This window comes from Vibrio sp. 10N.222.55.C7, from assembly GCF_041473335.1.
In the GTDB taxonomy this organism is placed as follows: Bacteria; Pseudomonadota; Gammaproteobacteria; order Enterobacterales; family Vibrionaceae; genus Vibrio; species Vibrio crassostreae_C.
On the sequence record NZ_JBFRSC010000068.1, the window covers coordinates 83,965 to 105,000 of the forward strand.

The following is a 21,036-nucleotide window of genomic DNA, read 5'->3' on the forward strand; positions in this document are numbered from 1 at the left end:
TATTGGTTTAAATGTTGATTTCGAGAATTAAAGGTATTCAAAATCTTTGCAGACTTTGGCTATCGCTTTTTCGAATACAGACAGAGCGACTTCTAGCTCGCTGCGACTGATGATCAATGGCGGGCTCAATTGAATCACGTTACCTTGTGACACCTTAAAGCTCAGGCCATCGTTCAGACATTGGTAAAGTACTGCTTCTGCTTCATCGAACGCTCGGTTTTTGGTGATATGGTCAGTGACCAATTCCACTCCCCAGAGCAGGCCGATGCCGCGAACGTCACCAATGACTGGGTATTTCTCTTTCATTTGAAGCAGTTGTTCACGCACGAATGCGCTGTCCGCTTGTACTTTTTCAAGTAGATTTTCTTGCTCAATCACTTCCATCGTAGCCAGTGCCGCCGCGCAGCCAATAGGACTTTTCTCGTGGGTGTAGTGACCAAGTGATACTTGCGCTGCCGTGTTGTATTTGTCTTTAGTGACCATGGCTGCAATTGGAACCAAGCCCCCGCCAAAACCTTTACCGATACAAAGAATGTCAGGTTCGATATCAAAGGCCTGGTGAGTGAACCATTCGCCACTACGAACCATACCGTTTGGAATGTCGTCGATGATCAACATGACGTTATGCTTATCGCAGATCTCACGGATGCGCTTCCAGTAAGCTTTGCTTGGAACCTGAACGTCTGTGTTACGCACTGCTTCGGCAATGAAGGCTCCAATGCCACCTTCTTTTTCAATCACATACTCTAAATAGTCGGCATAGTGAACGTCGCATGCAGTTTCGTTTGCATTGACTGCGCTATTCTCGTTAAACGGGAAAGCGCCACGATAAGAGACGGCTGGTGGAATACGTTCTACGCCAGCCATTAACGGGCCCATGCCTTCGCGGAAACAAGCTTCACCACCCACTGAAATTGCGTCCAGTGACGCGCCATGGAATGAGTCCCACAGTGAAACGACCTTGAAGTTGTTGGTGACATGTCGAGCCAGTTTGAGTGCCATGCCGATAACCGAAGTACCACCCGGTGTAAACAACACGCGGTTCAACTCACCACCGCAGATCTGTGTCAGCTTTTCAGCGCATTGAACGGCTGTTTCATTGGTAAAGCGACGTGGTGAAAACGGCAATGACGCCATTTGCTGAGTCACTTTATGAATGATGTGAGGGTGACCATAACCTAGTTGATGGACATTATTGCCATGAAAGTCCATGTACTTTTTGCCAGTCGCATCTTGAATGTAAATGCCTTCGGCTGCTTCAAGTGTGTCTAGGCAAGGTGTTGACATCGCTTGATGAAGAAACACGTCTGAGTCGCGTTTTAACATCGCTTGAGTCGCCTCATCGTTTAGCGACTCGTTCCATTTCTCACGCGCTGGCGTGGTGTTCACATCGCCTTCGCTTCGAAAGTGTGTCGCCTTTAGAACAGAATCTTGATTGGCCATCGTCATTATTTGATGTCCCAGTACATTGCGTTTTTAACTGAGCCAATGAGGGCTTCAATGTCAGAAGGGTAAACTTCACCGATGTTACCGATTCGGAAGCAGTCGGCGTTTGAAACCTTGCCCGGGTAAATCACAAAACCTTGTTCTTTCAAACGGTCATAGAATTCCTTGAATTGGTAATCGCTATGAGTTGGAGAATAGAAAGAGGTGATAATCGGTGAATGAAGTTCATCATTTAACAGAGGTTCAAAACCAAGAGAGCGCATACCTGCAACCAGTGTGGTTTGGTTTGTTTGGTAGCGATTATGACGAGCTTCGATACCACCTTCCTGTTCCAATTCAAGTAGAGCTTGATAGAAAGCACGCACTGTATGCGTCGGAGAGGTAAAACGCCATTTACCGTGGTTGCTTTCCATGCAGTGCCATTGGTCAAACAGATCAAGGCTTAATGAACGAGCTTGGCCTTTGCACTTTGCCAGTTCCGATTGCTTAGCAATAACAAAGCCGAAGCCCGGTACACCTTGGACGCACTTGTTTGCAGAGCTGATCATGTAATCGATACCTAAGTCAGCGATATCCATAGGGATGCCACCAAAGCTCGACATTGCATCGAGAATGACGGTTTTGTTGTGCTGTTTTGCCAATTTGGCAATGTCTTCAATTGGATTCAGCATGCCTGTCGTGGTTTCACAATGCACAATCGCAACGTGAGTAATGTCTGAATCCATGGCCAATGCCGTTTCCATTTCGTTCAAGTCAGGCTGTGATGTTTCACCTGGGGAAACGACATGGCATGGAATGTTTAAGTATTCTGCGATTTGAGCAATACGAGCGCCGTACGCACCGTTATCAACAACAAGAAGTTTTCCATTTTTAGAGATAACGCTACCGATTGTTGCTTCTACCGAAGCGGTGCCGCTACCTTGCATTAATACGCTTGTATATCCCGCTTGCTTAGTCGCTAAAGTCACTAGCTTGCTACGAATCACTTCAACAACGTCTTTGTTGTATTCATCATCCCAAGTACACCAATCTTTTAACATCGCTTGGCGAACGGTTTCAGAAGTAGATAAAGGGCCCGGTGTCAGCAGTAAGTATTCGTTTCTCATGTTCAACTCTCGTGATTTTAATTTTGGACTATACCAATATTTAGAGCTACTTTAACAACCAATTTAAACGGTCGTAAATAGCCCAAACATCATTTTCACAAAAGCTTCATATTAAAAATGGTCACTTGTCTTGAGAAAGTTTTCGATCTTTAAATTGCCATTTTTCGTTCATTTAATCGTCACAAAAGCCAGTTAGCTTAATAATTGAAATCTGGTACATACCAATATGTGGGGTGTGTGCCAACAACTGGAATGAATTTTTGAATATAGGTGCCTCTCGATAGGGCTTCTAGCTTTAACAACTTTAACTTTGGCAATTTTTAATTTTGGCAGCTTCTCACTTTAGAGTAGGGCCTGACTGGAGAAAATGATGAAAAACCGTTTTATGAAAGGATCACTTGCAGCATTAGTCACACTATTAGCTGGTAACGCTTATGCGGCACAGGAAGTGACGGTTTATACCGCTTTTGAAACTGACATCTTAGCGAAGTACAAAAATGCTTTTGAAAGCGAAAACCCAGACATCAACATCAAATGGGTTCGTGATTCAACCGGGATCATGACGGCAAAATTATTAGCTGAGAAAAACAACCCTCGTGCAGAAGTGGTGTGGGGCCTTGCGGGTTCTTCAATGGCATTGCTTAAAGAAGAGGGCGTCCTGAAACCTTATACGCCTCAAGGTGTAGAAGCGCTGCGCTCAAACCTCAACGATCCGCAATCTACTCAAGCTTGGTATGGCAACGATGCATTCTTCAATGCGGTTTGTTTCAACGAAGCGGTAGCGAAACAACTTAACCTACCAGCACCTAAATCTTGGGATGACCTAACCAAGCCTATCTACAAAGGTCATATTGCGATGCCAAACCCAGCGTCTTCTGGTACGGGTTATATGCAAGTGTCTGCTTGGCTACAAAACATGGGTGAAGACCAAGGTTGGAACTACATGCAGAAGCTAGACCAAAACATCGCTCACTACACGCACTCTGGTTCTAAGCCATGTGTTCAAGCGGGCATGGGTGAAGTCGCTATCGGTATTTCTATGGCGAGCCGTGGCGCTAAGCTGAAAACTCAAGGCGCTCCACTTTCAGTGATTACGCCTGAAGGCATCGGCTGGGAATCTGAAGCGGTAGGTCTTGTTAAGCCTTCTGATGCAGCACAACGTGTTATCGATTGGTCTATTTCTAAAGCGGCAAATGAGCTTTACATCGAAATGTACCCAGTTGTTGGTCACAAAGATGTGACAGGCAAAGCAGAGAACTTCCCTAATGTAGAAAAGAACATGGCAAAAATGGACTTCGCTCGCATGGGCAGCGAACGTGCCGACGTTCTTAAAACATGGTCTGACAAGTTTGACGCTAAATCAGAGCCAAAATCTTAATCTGACGACCTAGTCAGTTACTTAACTATTTAGTTCATTAGAAGTTAGAAATCAGTAAAGGAAGGCTTCGGTCTTCCTTTTTTAGTTTTACGCCTTCAGGTTTTAAGTAAGGTACAACAAATGACAAAGCACTACTCATATTGGTTCAAGCAAGCGTTGGAACAAGAGTTCGGCAACATCAATGCGGGGCTAGATTCGGCTAAGCCGCTCCAAAAAGATGTCAACTGTGATATCGCCATTGTTGGCGGTGGCTATACGGGTTTATGGACGGCGATTTTAATCAAACAACAGCAACCCGAAAAGCATGTTGTCGTGATTGAAAAAGGCCTATGTGGTCGCGGTGCTTCTGGTGCGAACGGCGGTTGCATGCTGACGTGGTCAACCAAGTATCCGACGCTGAAAAAGCTCTATGGAAAAGAACAAGCGAAATGGTTGGTTAAGGAATCGGAAAAGGTTATATACGAGATCGAATCCTTCTGTAACGAACACAAGATTGACGCGCATCTATATCGCAGCGGAACTTACTACACGGCGACCAATGAAGCTCAAAAGGGTGGAATGGAGCCTGTTGTTAATGAGCTGGTTAAGCAGGGTATCAATAGCTGGAAGAAGTGCGATAATTCTTTGGCTGATAAAGCGGGATCTGAACGCCATATTGAGGGTTACTACTCAGAAGCTGCGGGTAGTGTGCAGCCAGCGTTATTGGCTAGAGGTTTGCGCCGAGTCGCGCTTGAACTGGGTGTCGAAATTCACGAAAACACAGAGATGACATCACTCGACTATGGCTCTCCCGCTCGAATTCAAACCAAAGGCGGGTCAGTATTTGCGGATAAAGTGATTTTGGCACTCAATGCGTGGATGCTCGATCACTTCAAAGAGTTCAAACGCAGCATTGTGGTTGTCTCTTCAGATATGGTGGTGACCAAGCCCATTCCTGAAAAGCTCAAGAAGTTTGGCCCAGAGAAAGGGGCGGCGGTGGTGGATTCGCGTATCTTTGTCCACTACTACCGAGATACCCAGGACGGACGACTCATGTTGGGCAAAGGCGGCAATAAATTCTCGTTTGCCAATCAAGTTGAAAGCATGTTTAACCAAACGACTAACTACCTGCCGATTCTCAATCAATCGTTCCAAAAACTGTTCCCTAAATTGGAACAAAGTGAATTCGATTACAACTGGTCTGGCGGCTCAGATCGTTCGGTTACCGGATTGCCATTTTTCGGTAACCTAAAAGGCCAAAGCAACATCTATTATGGGCTTGGTTATTCAGGCAATGGCGTTGCTCAAACCCGTATGGGCGGGAAGATTTTGTCAGCAAAGGTGCTCGATATCGACAATGCTTGGACACGAAGCGGTTTAACTAAAGGCCCGTTAGGACACTTCCCGCCAGAGCCATTTCGTTGGGTAGGTGCGATGATGGTGCGTGATGCGGTACGAAGAAAAGAGAACGCGGAAGATTCGGGTAACACGCCATTGTGGCTAGATAAACAGTTATCCAAACTCGCAGGTGCGGCGGGCAAAGCCGACAAGGTTGAATCATAGATTAATCTTGCGTTTAAATTAGAAGTTTACATTAAGGCTCTCAGTGATTTATGGGCAAGTCACTGAGGGCTTTCAACGTTGAACGAACTGTGAATGCTGAACAAATAGCAATCCTTAATGCTTATTATATCTGCAATATAACTGTCATTTAGCTACTATAAATTTGTCACTCAACTGCAATATTCTCAGTTTAAATTTGGTATATACCATATAGAGAGTGCTGTAGTATGAGCAACCAAACTTATTTGAATATTGAAAACGTTGTAAAGCAATTTGGCCAATTTACAGCGTTAAAAGACATCTCCCTATCGATAGATAAAGGCGAGTTCGTCTGCTTTCTTGGCCCGTCCGGCTGTGGAAAAACCACCTTATTACGTGCGATTGCAGGTCTAGACTTGCCAACTTCAGGTTCTATTGAGCAGAACGGTAATGATACGACCTTCTTGCCACCAGAAAAGCGCGACTTTGGTATCGTGTTCCAATCTTACGCTTTGTTTCCAAATCTCACTGTGGAAGAAAACATTGCGATTGGTCTGAAAAACCAAGGCATGTCGACCAAAGAAGCCCTTGAGACGGTTGAGTCTTGGTTAGAGACCATCGGCTTACCAACGTCTGGCCAAAAGTATCCGAATCAGTTGTCTGGCGGACAACAGCAGCGTGTTGCTCTGGCTCGCGCGTTAGCGTTGTCTCCAGGCTTGTTGCTACTCGATGAGCCTCTTTCTGCGTTGGATGCGAAGGTAAGAACACATCTGCGTGACGAGATCTGCCAACTGCAACGCAAGTTGGGTATCACCACTATCATGGTGACGCACGACCAAGATGAAGCCTTAACGATGGCCGACCGTATTGTCGTGATGAATCATGGTGTTATCGAGCAGGTCGGTGCTCCACAAGAGATCTACCAAAAACCTGTCAGTCGTTTTGTGGCTGAGTTTGTTGGTAGCATGAACTTCATTCAAGCTTCTGTCGCAGCGCAAGGCAAGATACGTATTGCTGAGTCGATGCTACCGTTGCCGGGTTTAGATAACCTCACGCCAAAACTTGGTGATGTTTTCGATATTGCCGTTCGTCCAGAGCAAATCCAGTTTGTGGATCGTTTTAGTGAGTCATTACCCGTGAGAATCGTATCAAGCGAATTCTTAGGGGCGTTTTATCGTGTTGAGTGTCAATTGCAACATGACTCCACGGCGAAAGAGATCATCGTTGATGTATCAGTCAAAGAGTTCAATCGATTGAAGCTGCGTCGCAGTGATATTCGTTATGTGGCGTTTGACCAAGAAGGCCTGAGAGCTTACCCATCGAAAAGCCTGCAAGTGATGAAAGACGAGGCGGCGTAAATAATCATGGAATCGACTCAAATGATGCAATCTAAGCTGCTAATTCAACGACGAGTACAGCCTTTTCTTGCTCGATTAAGTAAAGACAACGTAATCCTATTTGGGCTGTTGGCCTTTTTGTCTGTGTTCATGACGCTGTTTATCCTGATGCCACTATGGGCAATGTTGAAAAAAAGCGTTCAGAATGCAGACGGAGAATTTGTAGGATTACAGAATTTCGCAACGTATTTTGCTTCTCAAAGCCTGTGGCAGTCGGTAGGCAATACGTTCACGCTTGGGTTGTTAGTGACCGTTGTCGTGGGAGTATTAGCGTTTGGCTATGCCTATGCTTTGACTCGTTCATGCATGCCTTTTAAGGGGCTTTTTCAAGTGCTAGGTTCAGCGCCTATTCTGGCTCCTTCATTGCTACCAGCGATCAGTTTGATCTTCTTATTTGGTAATCAAGGTATCGCTAAAGAAGTCTTAGGTGGTAACTCGGTGTACGGCTTGATTGGTATCTCACTGGGCCTGATATTCTGGACGTTTCCACACGCCTTAATGATTCTGACTACTTCATTGAGAACCTCTGACGCTCGTCTTTATGAGGCGGCACGTGCACTCAATACTTCATCGCTAAAAACCTTCTTCATGGTGACGTTACCTGCGGCAAAATACGGCTTGATAAGTACCTTGATCGTTGTGTTTACGCTGGTGGTTTGTGATTTTGGTGTGCCAAAGGTGATTGGTGGTAGCTACAACGTTCTGTCTACCGATATCTTTAAACAGGTAGTAGGGCAACAGAATTTCTCTATGGGCGCGGTGACTAGCATCCTATTGCTATTGCCTGCGTTGCTTGCATTTACCGTTGACCGCTGGGTTCAAAAGAAACAAAAGAGCTTGTTTGATACTCGCTCCGTCGCTTACCAACCAGAGCCAAACACTCTACGTGATGGCGTGTGTTTACTCTATTGCACCGTAATTTCAGTGGCTGTTGTTATCGTGCTAGGCATGGCGATATACGGATCTATGGTCACTTTCTGGCCTTGGAATAAAACGCTAACGCTAAATAACTATAACTTCGCAGAGATGAGTACTTATGGTTGGACGCCATTTTTCAACTCTTTAACCCTCGGCGCTTGGACTGCGATCATCGGTACCGTATTGATTTTCTTAGGCGCGTACTGCATTGAGAAGGGCAGAGCATTTGGTCCTGTTCGTCAAGCAATGCAAATGCTCAGTGTGGTACCGATGGCCGTTCCGGGTATGGTGTTGGGTTTGGGGTATATCTTCTACTTTAATGATTTGAGTAACCCACTCAACTTCTTGTATGGCACGATGGCGTTCTTGGTGATTAATACGGTGGTTCACTACTACACAGTCGGCCACATGACAGCGTTAACCGCATTAAAACAGCTGCCTGAGGAAATAGAAGCGACGGCGGCTTCGGTTAACCTACCGCAATACAAGCTGTTCTTTAAGGTGACGGTACCCGTTTGTCTGCCTGCGATTTTAGATATTGCGACATACCTGTTTATTAATGCACTTACCACGACATCTGCGGTAGTATTCTTGTATTCTACCGATACGATACCTGCGTCAGTTTCAGTACTGAATATGGATGATGCGGGACAAACGGGTGCAGCAGCTGCCATGGCGGTGATGATCATGATATCGGCAGCGAGCGCGAAGTTGATTCATATGTTAATCAACAAGTTATTCGAGAAGCGCACCCAAGCTTGGCGCAAACGCTAGCGAACCATTTTATATTGCAGTTGGCCAAGGAATGGCTGACGACAAGAACAAGAATAAAAGGAAATGAAGTGCAGTACGTAAAAATCAAAGACGTCATCGTAGAGCAGATAGAGTCGGGGATGTTAACACCACGACAGAAGCTGCCTGCGGAGCGCAAACTGGCTGAATCGTTTGATACAACACGAGTTACGTTACGTGAAGCCTTGTCTTCACTTGAAGCGGAAGGACGAATTTATCGAGAAGACCGACGTGGTTGGTTTATCTCTCCAGCGCCACTGCGCTACGATCCAACACAAACACTGAACTTCACGAATATGGCTTTGTCGCAGAATCGTAAGCCAAAAACAGAATTGGTGGCGGCGAAAGGCATGTTAGCAACCAAGGAGGCGACTCGGCTTCTTGAGTTACAACCTTTTTCGGACGTTTATCGAGTCGACAGAGTTCGTTATCTTGAAGATAGGCCGGTTGTGTATGTGACCAACTACATTCGACCTGAGCTGTTCCCTAATTTGCTTGATTATGACTTGTCTAAATCGTTGACGGACATCTACCGTGAGCACTTTGGCGTGGTGTATCAGAAGATCCGTTACCGAGTGAGCACAACGTCTTTGCTTGGCGAAACCGCGCAAGCCCTGCGTGCGACTTCTGGTTCTCCTGCAATGGTCGTAGAGCGTGTGAACTACAACCAAAACGGCGACCTGATTGACTGTGATATTGAGTATTGGCGTCATGACGCGATCAGTATTGAGTCAATCGCGCAGCTAGAGCGCTAGTCATACGTTATAACGTTGGCATATCTGCAATTATGCAGGATTGCCCAATTGAAACGCTCAAAGGTCTCTTATTCGGAGGCCTTTTTTATCACCTGTTGTCAGCCGTTGTGCTAATTCATCAATAATTTAGGAATGAAATGGAATTCTCTGCGATTGTAATCGTGATCATTTCGGCTTTGCTTCACGCGGGTTGGAACGTTCTAGGTAAATCTAATCAAGGCTCGGGCTCGTCTTTCTTTTTAGCCTCTGGCTTTGCCGCTGCCGCGATATTGACGCCTTACTTGATCTGGTATGTTCACAGTGTAGGGCTGTCAAATATCTTACTTCCATTCTGGCAACTGGTTTTCTTGAGTGGGATCTGTCAAATCATCTATTTGATTGGGTTAGGCGCGGCCTATAAACAAGCTGATATCGGTGTGATTTACCCAATGGCACGGGCACTGCCTGTGTTGATGGTGGGTTTAGGCACGGTGTTGATAGGCTATGAGCTGTCACCTAATCAATGGATTGGGTTCACTTTAATAACATTAGGCTGCTTGTTTGTACCACTTAAGCAGTTTTCAGATCTTAGGTTAAAAGCGTATCTCAACCTTGGCGTACTGTGGGCGTTGATCGCGGCCATTGGTACCACTGGCTATTCCATCATTGATAAAGAAGCGCTTTTGTTACTCGAGCCTTTGAGCACACCAGTTATAACTAACAAGCACACCGCGATTTTCTATCTAGGCATTCAGTTTTGGGCGATTGTGATTCCACTCAGTGTTTGGTTATTCGTAACCAACCAAAGAATCGAGTTTACTAATGCTTGGATACTGCGAAAGAGAGCCACAGTGGCCGGCATCATGATGGCTTCGACTTATGGTTTGGTGTTGTTTGCGATGACCATGACTGAGAACGTCAGCTTGGTTGTTGCTCTTAGGCAAGTAAGTATCATCTTCGGCGTAGTGATGGGGTTCTACTTTTTAAAGGAAAAGTGGCACGCGACTCGCGGTGTAGGCGTCTCTCTAATTATTGCTGGCTTAGTTATCTCATTGACTTAAAAGCTCGCCGGAACGATTGGATATTTGTGCAGAGGCATCTATATTAAGCTAAATCAAAAACGCCCTTAGCGATACAAACTTCGTCAAGGGCGTTTTCTCTTTATCTAGTAAGAAGCTGTAGGTAGTAAAAGACTTAACCCGCTAAAGCTTGAGCATCTTGCTGTTTCAACACTTTGTGGCCATCTTCAGTGACACCACGTTTCCAGTAGCTGCTGATGTAGATGTTCTCTTTCGCGACTTCTTTTTCGTTGCGGAAGTATTGTCTTAGCTCACGCATGCTTTCAAATTCACACGCTGTCCATATTGAAACCTGACCTTCTAACCATTCTGTGTTGCGCACGGTTTGTGAAAGTGACTCTGAGGTTTCATCTTCAATCAACCAGGTTACTTTGATACCTTGAGGAGTCTCAAGTACCTGCTTATCTGCTGCTGAGTTGATCTGAATGATAGCGTGCCCCGTTGCTGTTTCTGGGAGCGTTTTTACTTTTGCAGAAAGCGCAGGTAGGGACGTCATGTCTGCAACTAAGAAGAACCAGTCTGACTCTAGGTTAAGCCCCTGAATTAAACCAGGGCCAGCCACTGAAACCGTGTCACCCACTTTTGCGTTCATTGCCCATCGAGCCGCAAAACCACATTGCAAATCTGTAGTGATATGGCGAACAAAATCAACTTCAATCCACTGCTCTACAGGATTGTACTGACGAATGGTGTAAGTGCGCATGGTTGGGCGCTCACCTTCGTTTAGCTGGCTTAAATCAGTCGTGCCAAGTGGCGAGAATAAAAGCTTGATGTAGCCGCCGGCACATTCTGTTGGGTATTTACTTAATCCTTCACCGCTAAGCGTTATGCGCTGCATGTTTGGAGTAATTGTTGAGGTTTGAGTAACGGTTAATGTGATAGGGCTAGGCTTGCTCATATAAGGCTCTCTTAGATTTGGATTTCCACATCATAATCCTGAACTAAAAAACACTCAATACTAATAGTTATCATTTACTTTGATTTACACATGTACTACCTAACTTATACGACAGATCCTATTGAGAAACGGATCCTACAAAAAAGAGCCCTTTAGAAAACTAAAGGGCTCTTAGGATTGGTTTGACTCAGCGAACAGAATTAGCTGTTTGCTTGCTCTAGTTCAATCGTTTCTTCAGCGGCTTTCGCAGCTTCTAGCATCTTACGAATAATGAACGATGCTGCCATTGCGATACCTACCATCACGACGGCAAGAACAGTCAGCATTTGGAAGTAATCACCGTAAACCGTTTGCACGATCTCTTGTGTGATCTCTTGACCTTTCTCTAGTGCAATAGACGTTGAGAATACCGCGCCAACAATGCCTGATAGTGCGATAGCAACAGAGAACAAGCTTACTGAGAAGTTTTCAATGTGCTTAGGTGCAACAGACAGGATGAAGGCTACAACCATAGAACCAACAATAACCTCACCAAATGCTAGGAAGAAGTGGATTGCTAAGAACACTTCAGGGCGAATCAGAATATCTTCACCAACGGTTGTTACTGCCATCGTTAAGATACCGAAAGCGATAGCCGTAAGGATGAAAGAGAAACCGACTTTGGTTGCAGTTGAGAAGTTAATGTTTTTCTTTTCTAGGTTAGAGAAGATACCCGCGATGATAGGGCCAGCAACCATACACCATAGTGGGTTCATTGCCATTGAAGCTTCAGGTGCGACAGGGATGAAACCAAATAGATCGCCACGCATTGTGTTGATCGCTACCATTGTCATCGAAGTCATCATCTGACCGTAGTACACGAAGAAACATGTCGTCAGGAATGTGATGATTAAGATAGTCCCCATTTTTAGCATGTCTGATTTCTTCGATTTCATCATCAAAGAGACAAAGTAGATGATCGCTGCACCACCGATTGCGTACACGATGTTTTGGCCAATATCCATGTTAGAGAACATGAAGAATACCAAGCCGATCATTGCTGCAGAAAGACCAAGGAACGCTGCCCAGTTTTTAGTGCTTACTGGTTTTTGGTCGATTTCAGCACTTGCTTCAACAAGGCCTTTGCGAACAAAGATCATCATCAGAAGCGCAGCACCGGCTAGCACCGCTGAAAGAAGGAAACCACCGTGGAAACCAACAACAAGTACTAGCATTGGGAACAGGTATTGGCCTAACAGAGCACCAATATTGTTTACTGAGTAGTTGATTGGGTAGCAGTTCTCAAAATCTTCTTGAGTTTTGAACGTGCGTTTGTAAAGACTTGGGTAAGAAGGGGACATCAAACCACGTGCATAACTTGCTAACGCAATACCACATAATGCCATCGGAACATTGGTTGCTGCTGCACCAAGTACCAGTAGAACGTAACCACTTGCGAACCCTAGGAAGGCAATGGTTAAAGATCGGTAGGCGCCTAAAAACTTGTCGGCGATAAAGCCACCTGCGATAGCAAATAGCGGTCCGATTGCAGAGAAAGCACCAACAACCATCATGGTGTCGGCTTCATTGTAGTTCAGATCTTCAAGGAAGAAACGAGTCAAGATCACCATGACGCCATAGAACGAAAGTCCGAACATCATTTGGCAGAACATCATTGATTTGTTTAATCTATTCCACATTATTTTATTCTCACGTTTGTATTGATATGTAGTGTAATTACCCGATTATAATATCATTAGTAGTAATACATAAACTGAAATATCTGTCCCAAACAGAACTTTACTCGATATATCTTTTCTTATGAGTGCATTCATATTTCTCATGAATGAGGTTTGCAACGTTAGATTTTGCAAGTGGATGCATGGCGGTATGAAATTTAGCCATCATCATTTGTGGCTAAGTAATGAACTAATAAAGGGAAAGTTAGAGGTAGTCATTCTATAAGTTATTTTGAGTGAGTATCACTTTCAATTGTCTGCTGGGCTTTAGCCAATAAAAAAGCCAGCTTGGTGGCTGGCTTTGTTGAGATATTGAAAACTAAGTTTACAAGAATGCCGTCTCTATAGAGGCTTTCTCTACTCGTGTTCCTGTCTGTTACTCACACGGGGGTGCCATGTGAATCACGGCCAGGCCGCCTAGAGAAGTTTCACGGTACTTCTTGTTCATGTCTTTACCTGTTTGATACATGGTCTCGATAACCTTGTCTAACGAGATAAGACACTTGCTGGTACGTTTCAACGCCATGCGCGATGCATTGATGGCTTTCATTGCACCCATTGCGTTACGTTCGATACATGGCACCTGAACAAGGCCACCGATCGGATCGCATGTCATGCCCAGTGAGTGTTCCATCGCGATCTCAGCGGCAATACAAATCTGTTCGTTGCTACCACCACGTAGGGCAGTTAGGCCTGCTGCGGCCATTGATGAAGAAACGCCGACTTCACCCTGACAACCTACCTCTGCGCCAGAAATCGAAGCGTTGGTTTTGTATAAGATGCCGATTGCGCCAGAGACTGCCAAGAAGTCTTTAAGCTGCTTGGTGTCTAGCTCCTTGATGAAACGATGGTAGTACATCAATACCGCAGGAATAACCCCAGCTGCACCGTTGGTAGGTGATGTCACGACCTGACCGCCCGCTGCATTCTCTTCACTCACGGCAAAGGCAAATAGGTTAATCCAATCCATGATCTCCATTGGATCGTTTTCAATCGAGGCATTCGCTTCAAGCTTTTTAAGCAGAGCAGGTGCTCGACGAGTGACTTCTAGGCCGCCATCAAGGATGCCTTCCGTGTCAAAGCCACGCTGCATACACAGAGACATCACCTTCCAAATTTGGTCGGCTTTCTGGTCAATCACATCCATACCTTGGAATGAAACTTCGTTACGTAGAATTAAGCCACCAAGGCTCAGTCCTTGTTGTTCGGATAGTTCAAGCAACTGATCAGCAGAAGAGAAAGGGAACTCAACTTGAGTTTCTGCTTCCTGTTTGCCGTTTTGTAGCTCATCAGCGGTTGCGATAAAGCCACCACCAATCGAGTAGTAGGTTTCCATATCCAGAAGGCTGCCGCTTTCGTCAAAGGCAGAGATAGTCATGCCATTTTCATGCAACGGAAGGTTAGTTTTGTGGAAGAGCAGATCGCTTTCTACATCGAAATAAATTTCATGGTTACCGCTAACCAATAGAGATTTATCTTCAATCGCCTTACGCATTGCTTGGTTAGCACTGGTGATTTTAATGGTGTCGGGGCGGTTACCTAGCAAACCTAACAAGGTCGCTCTGTCTGTGTGGTGACCAATACCCGTCAATGATAACGAGCCGTATAAGTCGATTTGAATACGCTTCACTTGCTTAAGCTGAGCATCAATTTTTTGGGTAAAGTTAAACCCAGCGATCATTGGTCCATTTGTGTGGGAGCTGGATGGTCCAACCCCAATTTTGTAGATATCAAAAATAGACAGCATAGTAACTTCCTGTGAAGACGGTTCGATGGACGAACTCTGTGTAAAATTTGTATTTGGTTAGTTGCACTTCTTTGAGTGAACCTGTTCTGTGGGTGAAACAGTTATGCGATAGAGCGTATTCATTGATTGAAAGGGCTCTTTTATCGACTAGTGCTAACAAGCATAGAGCGATGAAATACAAGAGCGTGCTATGTTTGCTGTAAAGCGACACGTTTATTCTTGTATTACCTAAGATGTCGCTATCAATAGTGAGCATTATTGCGAGCAACATATAAGAATTTCAAAATACTTTTGTTAACAAGTATTGTATACATAATTCACTCCATCTAATCCCCAAAACGAGACTTGAACATAAAATGAGCATTAATCACCTCCTTATTGTGCTGGGTAAGCGACTTAATGAGAATAAATTGACTGATGAAGGAATCAGTCGAGTTGATGCTTTGGTTGAGTATCTGGCGGAGCCTTTGGTAGAAGAGTCGAATCAGCAAACTGCGGTAGCATTTTGTGGTGGGCTAACAAAAGGGCAAACACTGTCTGAAGCCGACGCGATGCACCAGTACTTTAGAAAGCTTGAAAAGCAGCGTGAACATCCGTTTTCTTTAGGGGCGATTTTGCTCGAGCAGCACTCGACCAACACTGTCGAGAACATACAGAACTTGGCCTCAGAGATGATTGCAAGCGGGCTGTTTACTCGCGGGCAAAGTGTGCAAGTGACATTCGTTTCGAATGACTACCATTTACAACGTATATTCGAGATTCAATCGCTCATGGGCGAGCAAGGTTTGCTTAAAGTTCTCATCGAGAAGTGTTCCGCACTTGGGGTAGAGCAGCAAATAGATCGCAGGTTGGAGGCTCATGTTGCGGTGCCATACCCACATCAAAGTGCTCAGGGGCAATTGTTTCTGTTGATGGACGTACTGACGACCTACCGAGTTTATCTTGAAGGTGTTTGTGCGGGCGCATTTAAGCGAGATTTAGAGTTGGTTAGACGAGAGCCAGAAAGACTGTCTTTGGAAGCATTGATCACTGCCAAAGAGCTCGTTGGACGTTCATCTGACTTTGACATTGTGGAGAGTTTACTCCCAGCATTGGAGCGCTGTATCCAGCAGACTTCAGTGGGTACCGATGTAAAAAAAGTCAGGGAATACCTAGCTCTACTAGATACTAACCTGACTTTATTGAATCGTTATTTAGATCCGGAATCGGATCACACACATCGCTGGTGGCGATAGGTGATTATTTCTTTCTCGTGATGCCAAAAGCTAGAAGTTCAGTGCCTTCTTCAGCGATGTTTTTAACCGCTCGAACGTAATCATCGCCCATAACATTGTGCCAGAAGGCTCATGTGTTTTTTTACAGTGATTAACTTTGGTTTTCTGAATCTTGCTCATGGTTATTGCGGTAGTACTCCCACTGTTCAATGCGCTCGCCGTCATCGAATACACAGTAAGTTGTACGCTGATTGTTTTCAGTAACCGTGTCTAATTCACCGTCTTGTTGAACACAATAAACCGCTGCTGGGTTAGCGACTGAAACACGTTGGCCCTCGCTATATTCTGCATAGTCGTTTGCACAACCGCCTAATACAACGGCACATACAGCCATCAAACCAATTTTCTTCATGTCTATCTCCTACGTGATAACTCTATAATCGAATGCGTTAAGTTCTACAGAACCAAATGAGAAGCTCTATGAAATTAGTATATTTTAGATTTCAGAAAAGGTTGTCCTAATTTGGTCAAGATATTGAAATAGGTTGATATTTCTTCATGTTTAACGACTTTTTGAGTGTTAGATCAAGCTAAGTGGATTCAAGTTACCGTAGGAATATCCCCGTCCGATCCGTTCTGGTTAGCGGTTGTGAACCTCGAATCTATTGATGATTATGATATGATGCCGCCAAATTCAGTAGAGCAGTCAGAATCATGAGACACCTAAAAACAACCATCCATCCTGATATCGACCATCTAGACAATAAAACGGTCTATAAGCGCAACGCTGCCCGTGCCATTGTGTTAGATGGTGAAGACATTCTGATGCTGTATACAGAGCGTTATCACGACTACACCATTCCTGGTGGTGGTTTGGATGAAGGGGAAGATGTGATCGCAGGTATGGTTCGTGAACTCGAAGAAGAGACTGGCGCGAAGAATATCCATAGCATCAAGCCGTTCGGCATTTTTGAAGAGTTTCGTCCTTGGTACAAAGATGATGCAGACATGATACACATGATTTCTTACTGCTACTCATGCAAGATCGATCGTGAGCTTGGTGAAACGGCTTACGAAGATTATGAAGTGAAAAACGGGATGAAACCGGTGTGGATGAATATCCATGAAGCGATCGCTCATAACGAAAAGACCATGGCAGAGAGCCCTAAGAAGGGCATGAGTATTGAACGTGAAACCTTTTTGCTGCATTTGATTGCCAAAGAGATGCTTTAGCCGTTATCAATACTAGCCTGCTAAGCTATTTATTTGCCGCCACTTTTGGCGGCAAAATTGTTTCTAGCAATGCTAAAATTTAATAGCGGAAACTAATTATTGAATATGGTTGATATTGTCAACTAAGTGTTTTTGATGTATCTTTACCTCAGCGATGAACCTATCTAGCTTAACTGCCCGGTTATATCGTTAAATCTCGCTGTGAGCCTGCCCTAAACAAAGAATACTATGAATAAAAGACAGTTTATTGCCCATTATCTGCGCATGAATCGCACCTCGTACTTATTGGCGATTGTGTTCATCTTTCTCGTCAACTGGTTACAAGTAGAGATCCCTCGTTATATCCAATTGGCGATAGATTTGATTGATGATGCCTCTTCAACTGGCCACCAACAGCTTCAAACCTATGTTTGGATTGTGGTCGGGATGTCGGTTGCCATGGTGGTGGTGAGAATTCTGTCTCGTATCTATGCGCTTAATCCGGGGCGAATTACAGAGGCCGCACTTAAAAGTACACTTCTACAAAAGTTGAATCGCTTACCGAGCAGCTTTCACGAACGCTTTGCTTCGGGTCGACTGATCTCGATTATCAACAATGACCTTAGTGGCATTCGACTGCTGTTTGGTGTCGGCTTCTTGCAGTTCTTCAATGCCTTGCTTGCGTTGTCGTTGACGCCTCTTTACATGTGGCGCATATCGCCAGAACTCACACTGTATTCGATCATTCCTATCTCAATCGCTTTTGTGATTTTCCGTGTGGGCTTCAAGCGTATGAAAACGCTGCATTTAGAGCACATGAAGCGTCTACAAAACCTGTCTGCTCAACTAATGAGTTACCTGTCTGGGATTGACTTGATTAAGAGCCAGCAGATGTCACCTTGGGTGAAAGCCGAAACTGAAAAGCTGAACCAGTTATTGCTTGAATGCCGCCTTAAAATTACACGCATTCAAGTCTTCTTTATGCCGGTACTCGACTACGCCAATGACCTGATGAAAATCATCATTCTTGGGCTTGGTGGCTACATGTTAATGAGACAGGAACTCACACTTGGTGAGATTACCGCCTTTCTGACTTACTCGGTTTTGCTCGCTATGCCATTGATGCAACTTGGCAGAATCGCGACCATTTATCAGCGTGGCATGGTAGGTATTCAAAGTGCACAAACCATTCTTAATGCCAAAGTCCCGGAGCTTGATGAAGATAAGCTGACTGAACTAGATGTTGAATCACTGAAGGGAAAAACGTTTTCCGTTCGCAATCTCAGCTTCAGCTATTCAGGTGAAGAACGCGTGATTCTCGATGACATCAGCTTTGATATTCCAACAGGTAAGAAAGTGGGTGTGTTAGGCGGGATCGGAGCGGGTAAAACGACATTAGTGAACTGCTTAAACCACCACTTGGATGTACCACAAGGTTCTGTTTTCCTTGGTGAAAGAGATGTCACTGGCTTCTCACGCAGTGACTTACGCCGTTACGTGAAAACCGTGACTCAAGACCCTTACCTGTTTTCAGCAACCGTCGAAGACAATATCCGCTTTGGTAGCCTAGATACCGATTTGGCAAAGAGTCAGGTTGATGAAGTGCTAGAGCTCAGCCAGTTGGCTAGTGATGTGACACGTTTTGAACACGGCGATCAAACCTTAGTCGGTGAGAAAGGGATCATGTTGTCAGGTGGTCAGAAGCAGCGCTTAAGTATTGCGCGTGCTTTATTGCAACCCACCGACCTGATCATCATGGATAACGTTCTATCGGCTGTCGACTATGAAACAGAACGTAAGATCTTGGAAGGTTTGTTTAAACGTTTGGAAAATCAATCGGTTCTTGTGGTTTCACACCGCGTTAATGCCCTTGAATATATGGATGAAGTCATCGTGTTGAACGAAGGTAAAGTGATCGCGAAGGGCGACCACGCCACGTTATTGAAAACCTGTGATTACTATTACGATACATGGCAACTACAGCAGAATGAAACGGAGGCAGCAGCATGTTAAAACGTGTTGATCTCAAGTACCTCAAGCACTTTTTTAAGTTTGCTAAGAAATACAAAGGCTCTGCGATTCTGGGCATCGCTATGCTTCCTCTTTCTGTCATCACGAGCTTGTTGTTCCCTTGGCTGATCATTCAAGTGATCGATGTTCACCTGAGTCACGGGGATATGGATGGTCTGCTCGAATACGTCTTCTATCTCGTTGCCGTGCTGGTGGCGAGTTATGTGGTGGATACCACCTATTCGTACAATCTGCGTAAAACTGGTCAATACACGATAACTGACATGCGCTCAGTATTGTTTGCTCGCGTGCTCAAACTGCCACGCAGCTATTTTGATAACACACCGATTGGGGTAACGCTTTCACGATTAACCAGTGACTTGGAAACCATCGGCGAGACGTTTGTTCAGTCGGTTGTCGGGCTAGTTAAAGACAGCATCAATACCATTGCTCTGTTAGTGATGATGTTCTTTATTGATTGGCAGTTAACGATGATTGTATTGATCATTATGCCACCAGTGATGTATTTGACGGTTTATGTACGAAACCGACTTCGTGCTCTCTATAAGGTGACTCGTTCTTCTCTCGCTCGCGGTATTGGCTTTTTACAAGAAGTCTTATTTGGCATGAAAACCGTTCAGATGTACCGAGCGGAAGAGCAAGTCGAGCAACGCTACCAAGGCTATACCGATGAGTTTTTAAGAGCGCAGAAGAAGATCAATAAATACGATGCGATTTTGTTCTCGTTTATCTCTGGCATCACCTCCATCACTATCGCGATTATGATCTGGTATGGCTCTGAGCAAGTGTTAGAAGGGGCGCTCACCTTGGGTGTGCTGATTGCGTTCATCAACACCTTAGAGAAAGTGTTTGTTCCGATTCGTGACTTTACTTCGCAGATCGCTTCGATTCAGAGTTCATTTGCAGCGTTTGACCATATTGAAGAGCTGTTTGTTGAGCCGACTGAAGAAGAAGGGCGCAACCTGTTGTCATCTAACAAGGTTGAGAAGCAGCTTGAACAGTTTGTGAGCCTAGAGTTTAAGAACGTAAGCTTCCGCTACAAAGACGACTCTCCCTACGTTCTAAAGAATGTCTCGTTTGTATTGGAGAAAGGGCATCAAATCGCGCTTGTGGGTTCGACGGGCTCGGGCAAGTCGACGATTCTGCGTCTGATCTCTAAAGCCTACCAAGACTATGAAGGCAGCATTTTGTTGAATGGAATAGAGCTGTCACAGATCTCAAGTGAAGACTCTGCTCATTTGTTCTCAATGATGATGCAAGACGTGCACTTATTTGAAGAGACCATCCAATTCAATATCGCGCTGGGCAAAACGCATCTATCTAGAACTGAGGTTGAACAGGCGGCGCGCTATGTTTATGCCGATAAGTTTATTGAACAATTGCCACAAGGTTATGACTTCCACTTGGAAAAGAACGGCTCTAACTTGTCTGTAGGGCAAACGCAGCTTATCTCGTTCGCTCGAGCGGTTGCACAGGGTGGTCAATTGATGATGCTTGATGAGGCGACCAGTTCGGTAGATTCAATCACTGAAGACCTGATTCAAAAAGCAATGCAGCGCCTTTTCAAGGAAAAAACCGTGATTGCGATTGCACACCGTTTGAGTACCGTTCGTCACTCAGATACGATTTTGGTGTTGGAAAAGGGTGAAATTGTTGAGCAAGGTAATCATCAACAGCTGGTGGCACACAATGGTATTTATGCTGGCTTGTTAAAAGAATCGATTGTAGAAACGGGCGATTCTCAAATAACGGTTGCCTGATCACCTCAAATCAGGTTTACCGTTATCGATACTATGAATTGGTGTTGCTTATGTTTCACCAATTTCTATTCTTTTCTAGTATTCC

The 21,036-nt window shown here is 44.8% G+C and carries 16 protein-coding genes; 10 read left to right on the forward strand and 6 right to left on the reverse strand.

Going from position 1 to position 21,036, the window contains the following annotated elements; genetic code table 11:
* Nucleotides 1-27: 27 nt before the first annotated feature.
* Nucleotides 28-1,449 (reverse strand): aspartate aminotransferase family protein, encoded by a 1,422-nt coding sequence (locus tag AB4482_RS21440; protein ID WP_372181622.1) that lies wholly within the window; start codon nucleotides 1,447-1,449, stop codon nucleotides 28-30.
* The gene (phnW, locus tag AB4482_RS21445; RefSeq protein ID WP_372111577.1) at nucleotides 1,449-2,552 is read right to left on the reverse strand and encodes a 2-aminoethylphosphonate--pyruvate transaminase; all 1,104 of its coding nucleotides are present in this window, start codon (nucleotides 2,550-2,552) and stop codon (nucleotides 1,449-1,451) included. Before phnW ends, AB4482_RS21440 begins: the two co-directional genes overlap by 1 nt.
* Before the next feature lie 367 nt (nucleotides 2,553-2,919).
* On the opposite strand from phnW, the gene AB4482_RS21450 reads away from it, so the two are divergent.
* The 6 genes from AB4482_RS21450 to AB4482_RS21475 all read left to right on the forward strand — a co-directional run bounded on the left by AB4482_RS21450 (nucleotide 2,920) and on the right by AB4482_RS21475 (nucleotide 10,353).
* The gene (locus tag AB4482_RS21450; protein WP_372111580.1) at nucleotides 2,920-3,930 is read left to right on the forward strand and encodes a putative 2-aminoethylphosphonate ABC transporter substrate-binding protein; all 1,011 of its coding nucleotides are present in this window, start codon (nucleotides 2,920-2,922) and stop codon (nucleotides 3,928-3,930) included.
* 120 nt (nucleotides 3,931-4,050) lie between these two features.
* Nucleotides 4,051-5,472, forward strand: a complete 1,422-nt coding sequence (locus AB4482_RS21455; RefSeq protein ID WP_372111582.1) for an FAD-dependent oxidoreductase — start codon at nucleotides 4,051-4,053, stop codon at nucleotides 5,470-5,472.
* 227 nt (nucleotides 5,473-5,699) lie between these two features.
* Nucleotides 5,700-6,809 (forward strand): putative 2-aminoethylphosphonate ABC transporter ATP-binding protein, encoded by a 1,110-nt coding sequence (locus AB4482_RS21460; RefSeq protein WP_004730144.1) that lies wholly within the window; start codon nucleotides 5,700-5,702, stop codon nucleotides 6,807-6,809.
* 21 nt (nucleotides 6,810-6,830) lie between these two features.
* A complete protein-coding gene (locus AB4482_RS21465; RefSeq protein WP_371704956.1) occupies nucleotides 6,831-8,540 on the forward strand; it encodes a putative 2-aminoethylphosphonate ABC transporter permease subunit in 1,710 nt (569 codons plus the stop codon).
* A gap of 68 nt (nucleotides 8,541-8,608) precedes the next feature.
* Entirely contained in the window at nucleotides 8,609-9,313 is a 705-nt protein-coding gene (gene phnR, locus AB4482_RS21470; protein ID WP_004730140.1) for a phosphonate utilization transcriptional regulator PhnR, read from the forward strand.
* 137 nt (nucleotides 9,314-9,450) lie between these two features.
* Nucleotides 9,451-10,353 (forward strand): multidrug transporter, encoded by a 903-nt coding sequence (locus AB4482_RS21475; RefSeq protein WP_372111585.1) that lies wholly within the window; start codon nucleotides 9,451-9,453, stop codon nucleotides 10,351-10,353.
* Nucleotides 10,354-10,486: 133 nt separating this feature from the next.
* Here the strand turns inward: AB4482_RS21475 and AB4482_RS21480 are convergent, their stop codons facing one another.
* The 3 genes from AB4482_RS21480 to AB4482_RS21490 form a co-directional block, all read right to left on the reverse strand.
* Entirely contained in the window at nucleotides 10,487-11,269 is a 783-nt protein-coding gene (locus AB4482_RS21480; RefSeq protein ID WP_372111588.1) for a siderophore-interacting protein, read from the reverse strand.
* A gap of 200 nt (nucleotides 11,270-11,469) precedes the next feature.
* The gene (locus tag AB4482_RS21485; protein WP_372111590.1) at nucleotides 11,470-12,948 is read right to left on the reverse strand and encodes a peptide MFS transporter; all 1,479 of its coding nucleotides are present in this window, start codon (nucleotides 12,946-12,948) and stop codon (nucleotides 11,470-11,472) included.
* A gap of 415 nt (nucleotides 12,949-13,363) precedes the next feature.
* Nucleotides 13,364-14,734, reverse strand: a complete 1,371-nt coding sequence (locus AB4482_RS21490) for an L-serine ammonia-lyase (protein WP_017068616.1) — start codon at nucleotides 14,732-14,734, stop codon at nucleotides 13,364-13,366.
* Nucleotides 14,735-15,090: 356 nt separating this feature from the next.
* Here AB4482_RS21490 and AB4482_RS21495 point away from each other — a divergent pair, with 356 nt between their 5' ends.
* Entirely contained in the window at nucleotides 15,091-15,969 is an 879-nt protein-coding gene (locus AB4482_RS21495) for a YdcF family protein (RefSeq protein WP_017064809.1), read from the forward strand.
* 130 nt (nucleotides 15,970-16,099) lie between these two features.
* Here the strand turns inward: AB4482_RS21495 and AB4482_RS21500 are convergent, their stop codons facing one another.
* Entirely contained in the window at nucleotides 16,100-16,360 is a 261-nt protein-coding gene (locus tag AB4482_RS21500; protein WP_017059521.1) for a DUF333 domain-containing protein, read from the reverse strand.
* A 302-nt stretch (nucleotides 16,361-16,662) separates the two neighbouring features.
* On the opposite strand from AB4482_RS21500, the gene AB4482_RS21505 reads away from it, so the two are divergent.
* The 3 genes from AB4482_RS21505 to AB4482_RS21515 all read left to right on the forward strand — a co-directional run bounded on the left by AB4482_RS21505 (nucleotide 16,663) and on the right by AB4482_RS21515 (nucleotide 20,951).
* Nucleotides 16,663-17,181, forward strand: coding sequence for an NUDIX hydrolase (locus AB4482_RS21505; protein ID WP_372181625.1), 519 nt, complete (start codon nucleotides 16,663-16,665; stop codon nucleotides 17,179-17,181).
* Nucleotides 17,182-17,409: 228 nt separating this feature from the next.
* Nucleotides 17,410-19,173 carry an ABC transporter ATP-binding protein gene (locus AB4482_RS21510; RefSeq protein WP_372181627.1) on the forward strand — a complete coding sequence of 588 codons (1,764 nt, stop codon included), beginning with the start codon at nucleotides 17,410-17,412 and terminating at the stop codon, nucleotides 19,171-19,173.
* Nucleotides 19,167-20,951 carry an ABC transporter ATP-binding protein gene (locus tag AB4482_RS21515; protein ID WP_372181629.1) on the forward strand — a complete coding sequence of 595 codons (1,785 nt, stop codon included), beginning with the start codon at nucleotides 19,167-19,169 and terminating at the stop codon, nucleotides 20,949-20,951. Before AB4482_RS21510 ends, AB4482_RS21515 begins: the two co-directional genes overlap by 7 nt.
* The last annotated feature ends 85 nt before the right edge of the window (nucleotides 20,952-21,036 follow it).

Coding starts and splice junctions, on each gene's coding strand:
- AB4482_RS21455 (WP_372111582.1), top strand. CDS start 4,051: ATGACAAAGCACTACTCATATTGGTTCAAGCAAGCGTTGGAACAAGAG.
- AB4482_RS21485 (WP_372111590.1), bottom strand. CDS start 12,948: ATGTGGAATAGATTAAACAAATCAATGATGTTCTGCCAAATGATGTTC.
- AB4482_RS21490 (WP_017068616.1), bottom strand. CDS start 14,734: ATGCTGTCTATTTTTGATATCTACAAAATTGGGGTTGGACCATCCAGC.
- AB4482_RS21465 (WP_371704956.1), top strand. CDS start 6,831: ATGATGCAATCTAAGCTGCTAATTCAACGACGAGTACAGCCTTTTCTT.
- AB4482_RS21475 (WP_372111585.1), top strand. CDS start 9,451: ATGGAATTCTCTGCGATTGTAATCGTGATCATTTCGGCTTTGCTTCAC.
- AB4482_RS21460 (WP_004730144.1), top strand. CDS start 5,700: ATGAGCAACCAAACTTATTTGAATATTGAAAACGTTGTAAAGCAATTT.
- AB4482_RS21500 (WP_017059521.1), bottom strand. CDS start 16,360: ATGAAGAAAATTGGTTTGATGGCTGTATGTGCCGTTGTATTAGGCGGT.
- AB4482_RS21515 (WP_372181629.1), top strand. CDS start 19,167: ATGTTAAAACGTGTTGATCTCAAGTACCTCAAGCACTTTTTTAAGTTT.
- AB4482_RS21505 (WP_372181625.1), top strand. CDS start 16,663: ATGAGACACCTAAAAACAACCATCCATCCTGATATCGACCATCTAGAC.
- AB4482_RS21450 (WP_372111580.1), top strand. CDS start 2,920: ATGATGAAAAACCGTTTTATGAAAGGATCACTTGCAGCATTAGTCACA.
- phnW (WP_372111577.1), bottom strand. CDS start 2,552: ATGAGAAACGAATACTTACTGCTGACACCGGGCCCTTTATCTACTTCT.
- AB4482_RS21495 (WP_017064809.1), top strand. CDS start 15,091: ATGAGCATTAATCACCTCCTTATTGTGCTGGGTAAGCGACTTAATGAG.
- AB4482_RS21480 (WP_372111588.1), bottom strand. CDS start 11,269: ATGAGCAAGCCTAGCCCTATCACATTAACCGTTACTCAAACCTCAACA.
- AB4482_RS21510 (WP_372181627.1), top strand. CDS start 17,410: ATGAATAAAAGACAGTTTATTGCCCATTATCTGCGCATGAATCGCACC.
- AB4482_RS21440 (WP_372181622.1), bottom strand. CDS start 1,449: ATGACGATGGCCAATCAAGATTCTGTTCTAAAGGCGACACACTTTCGA.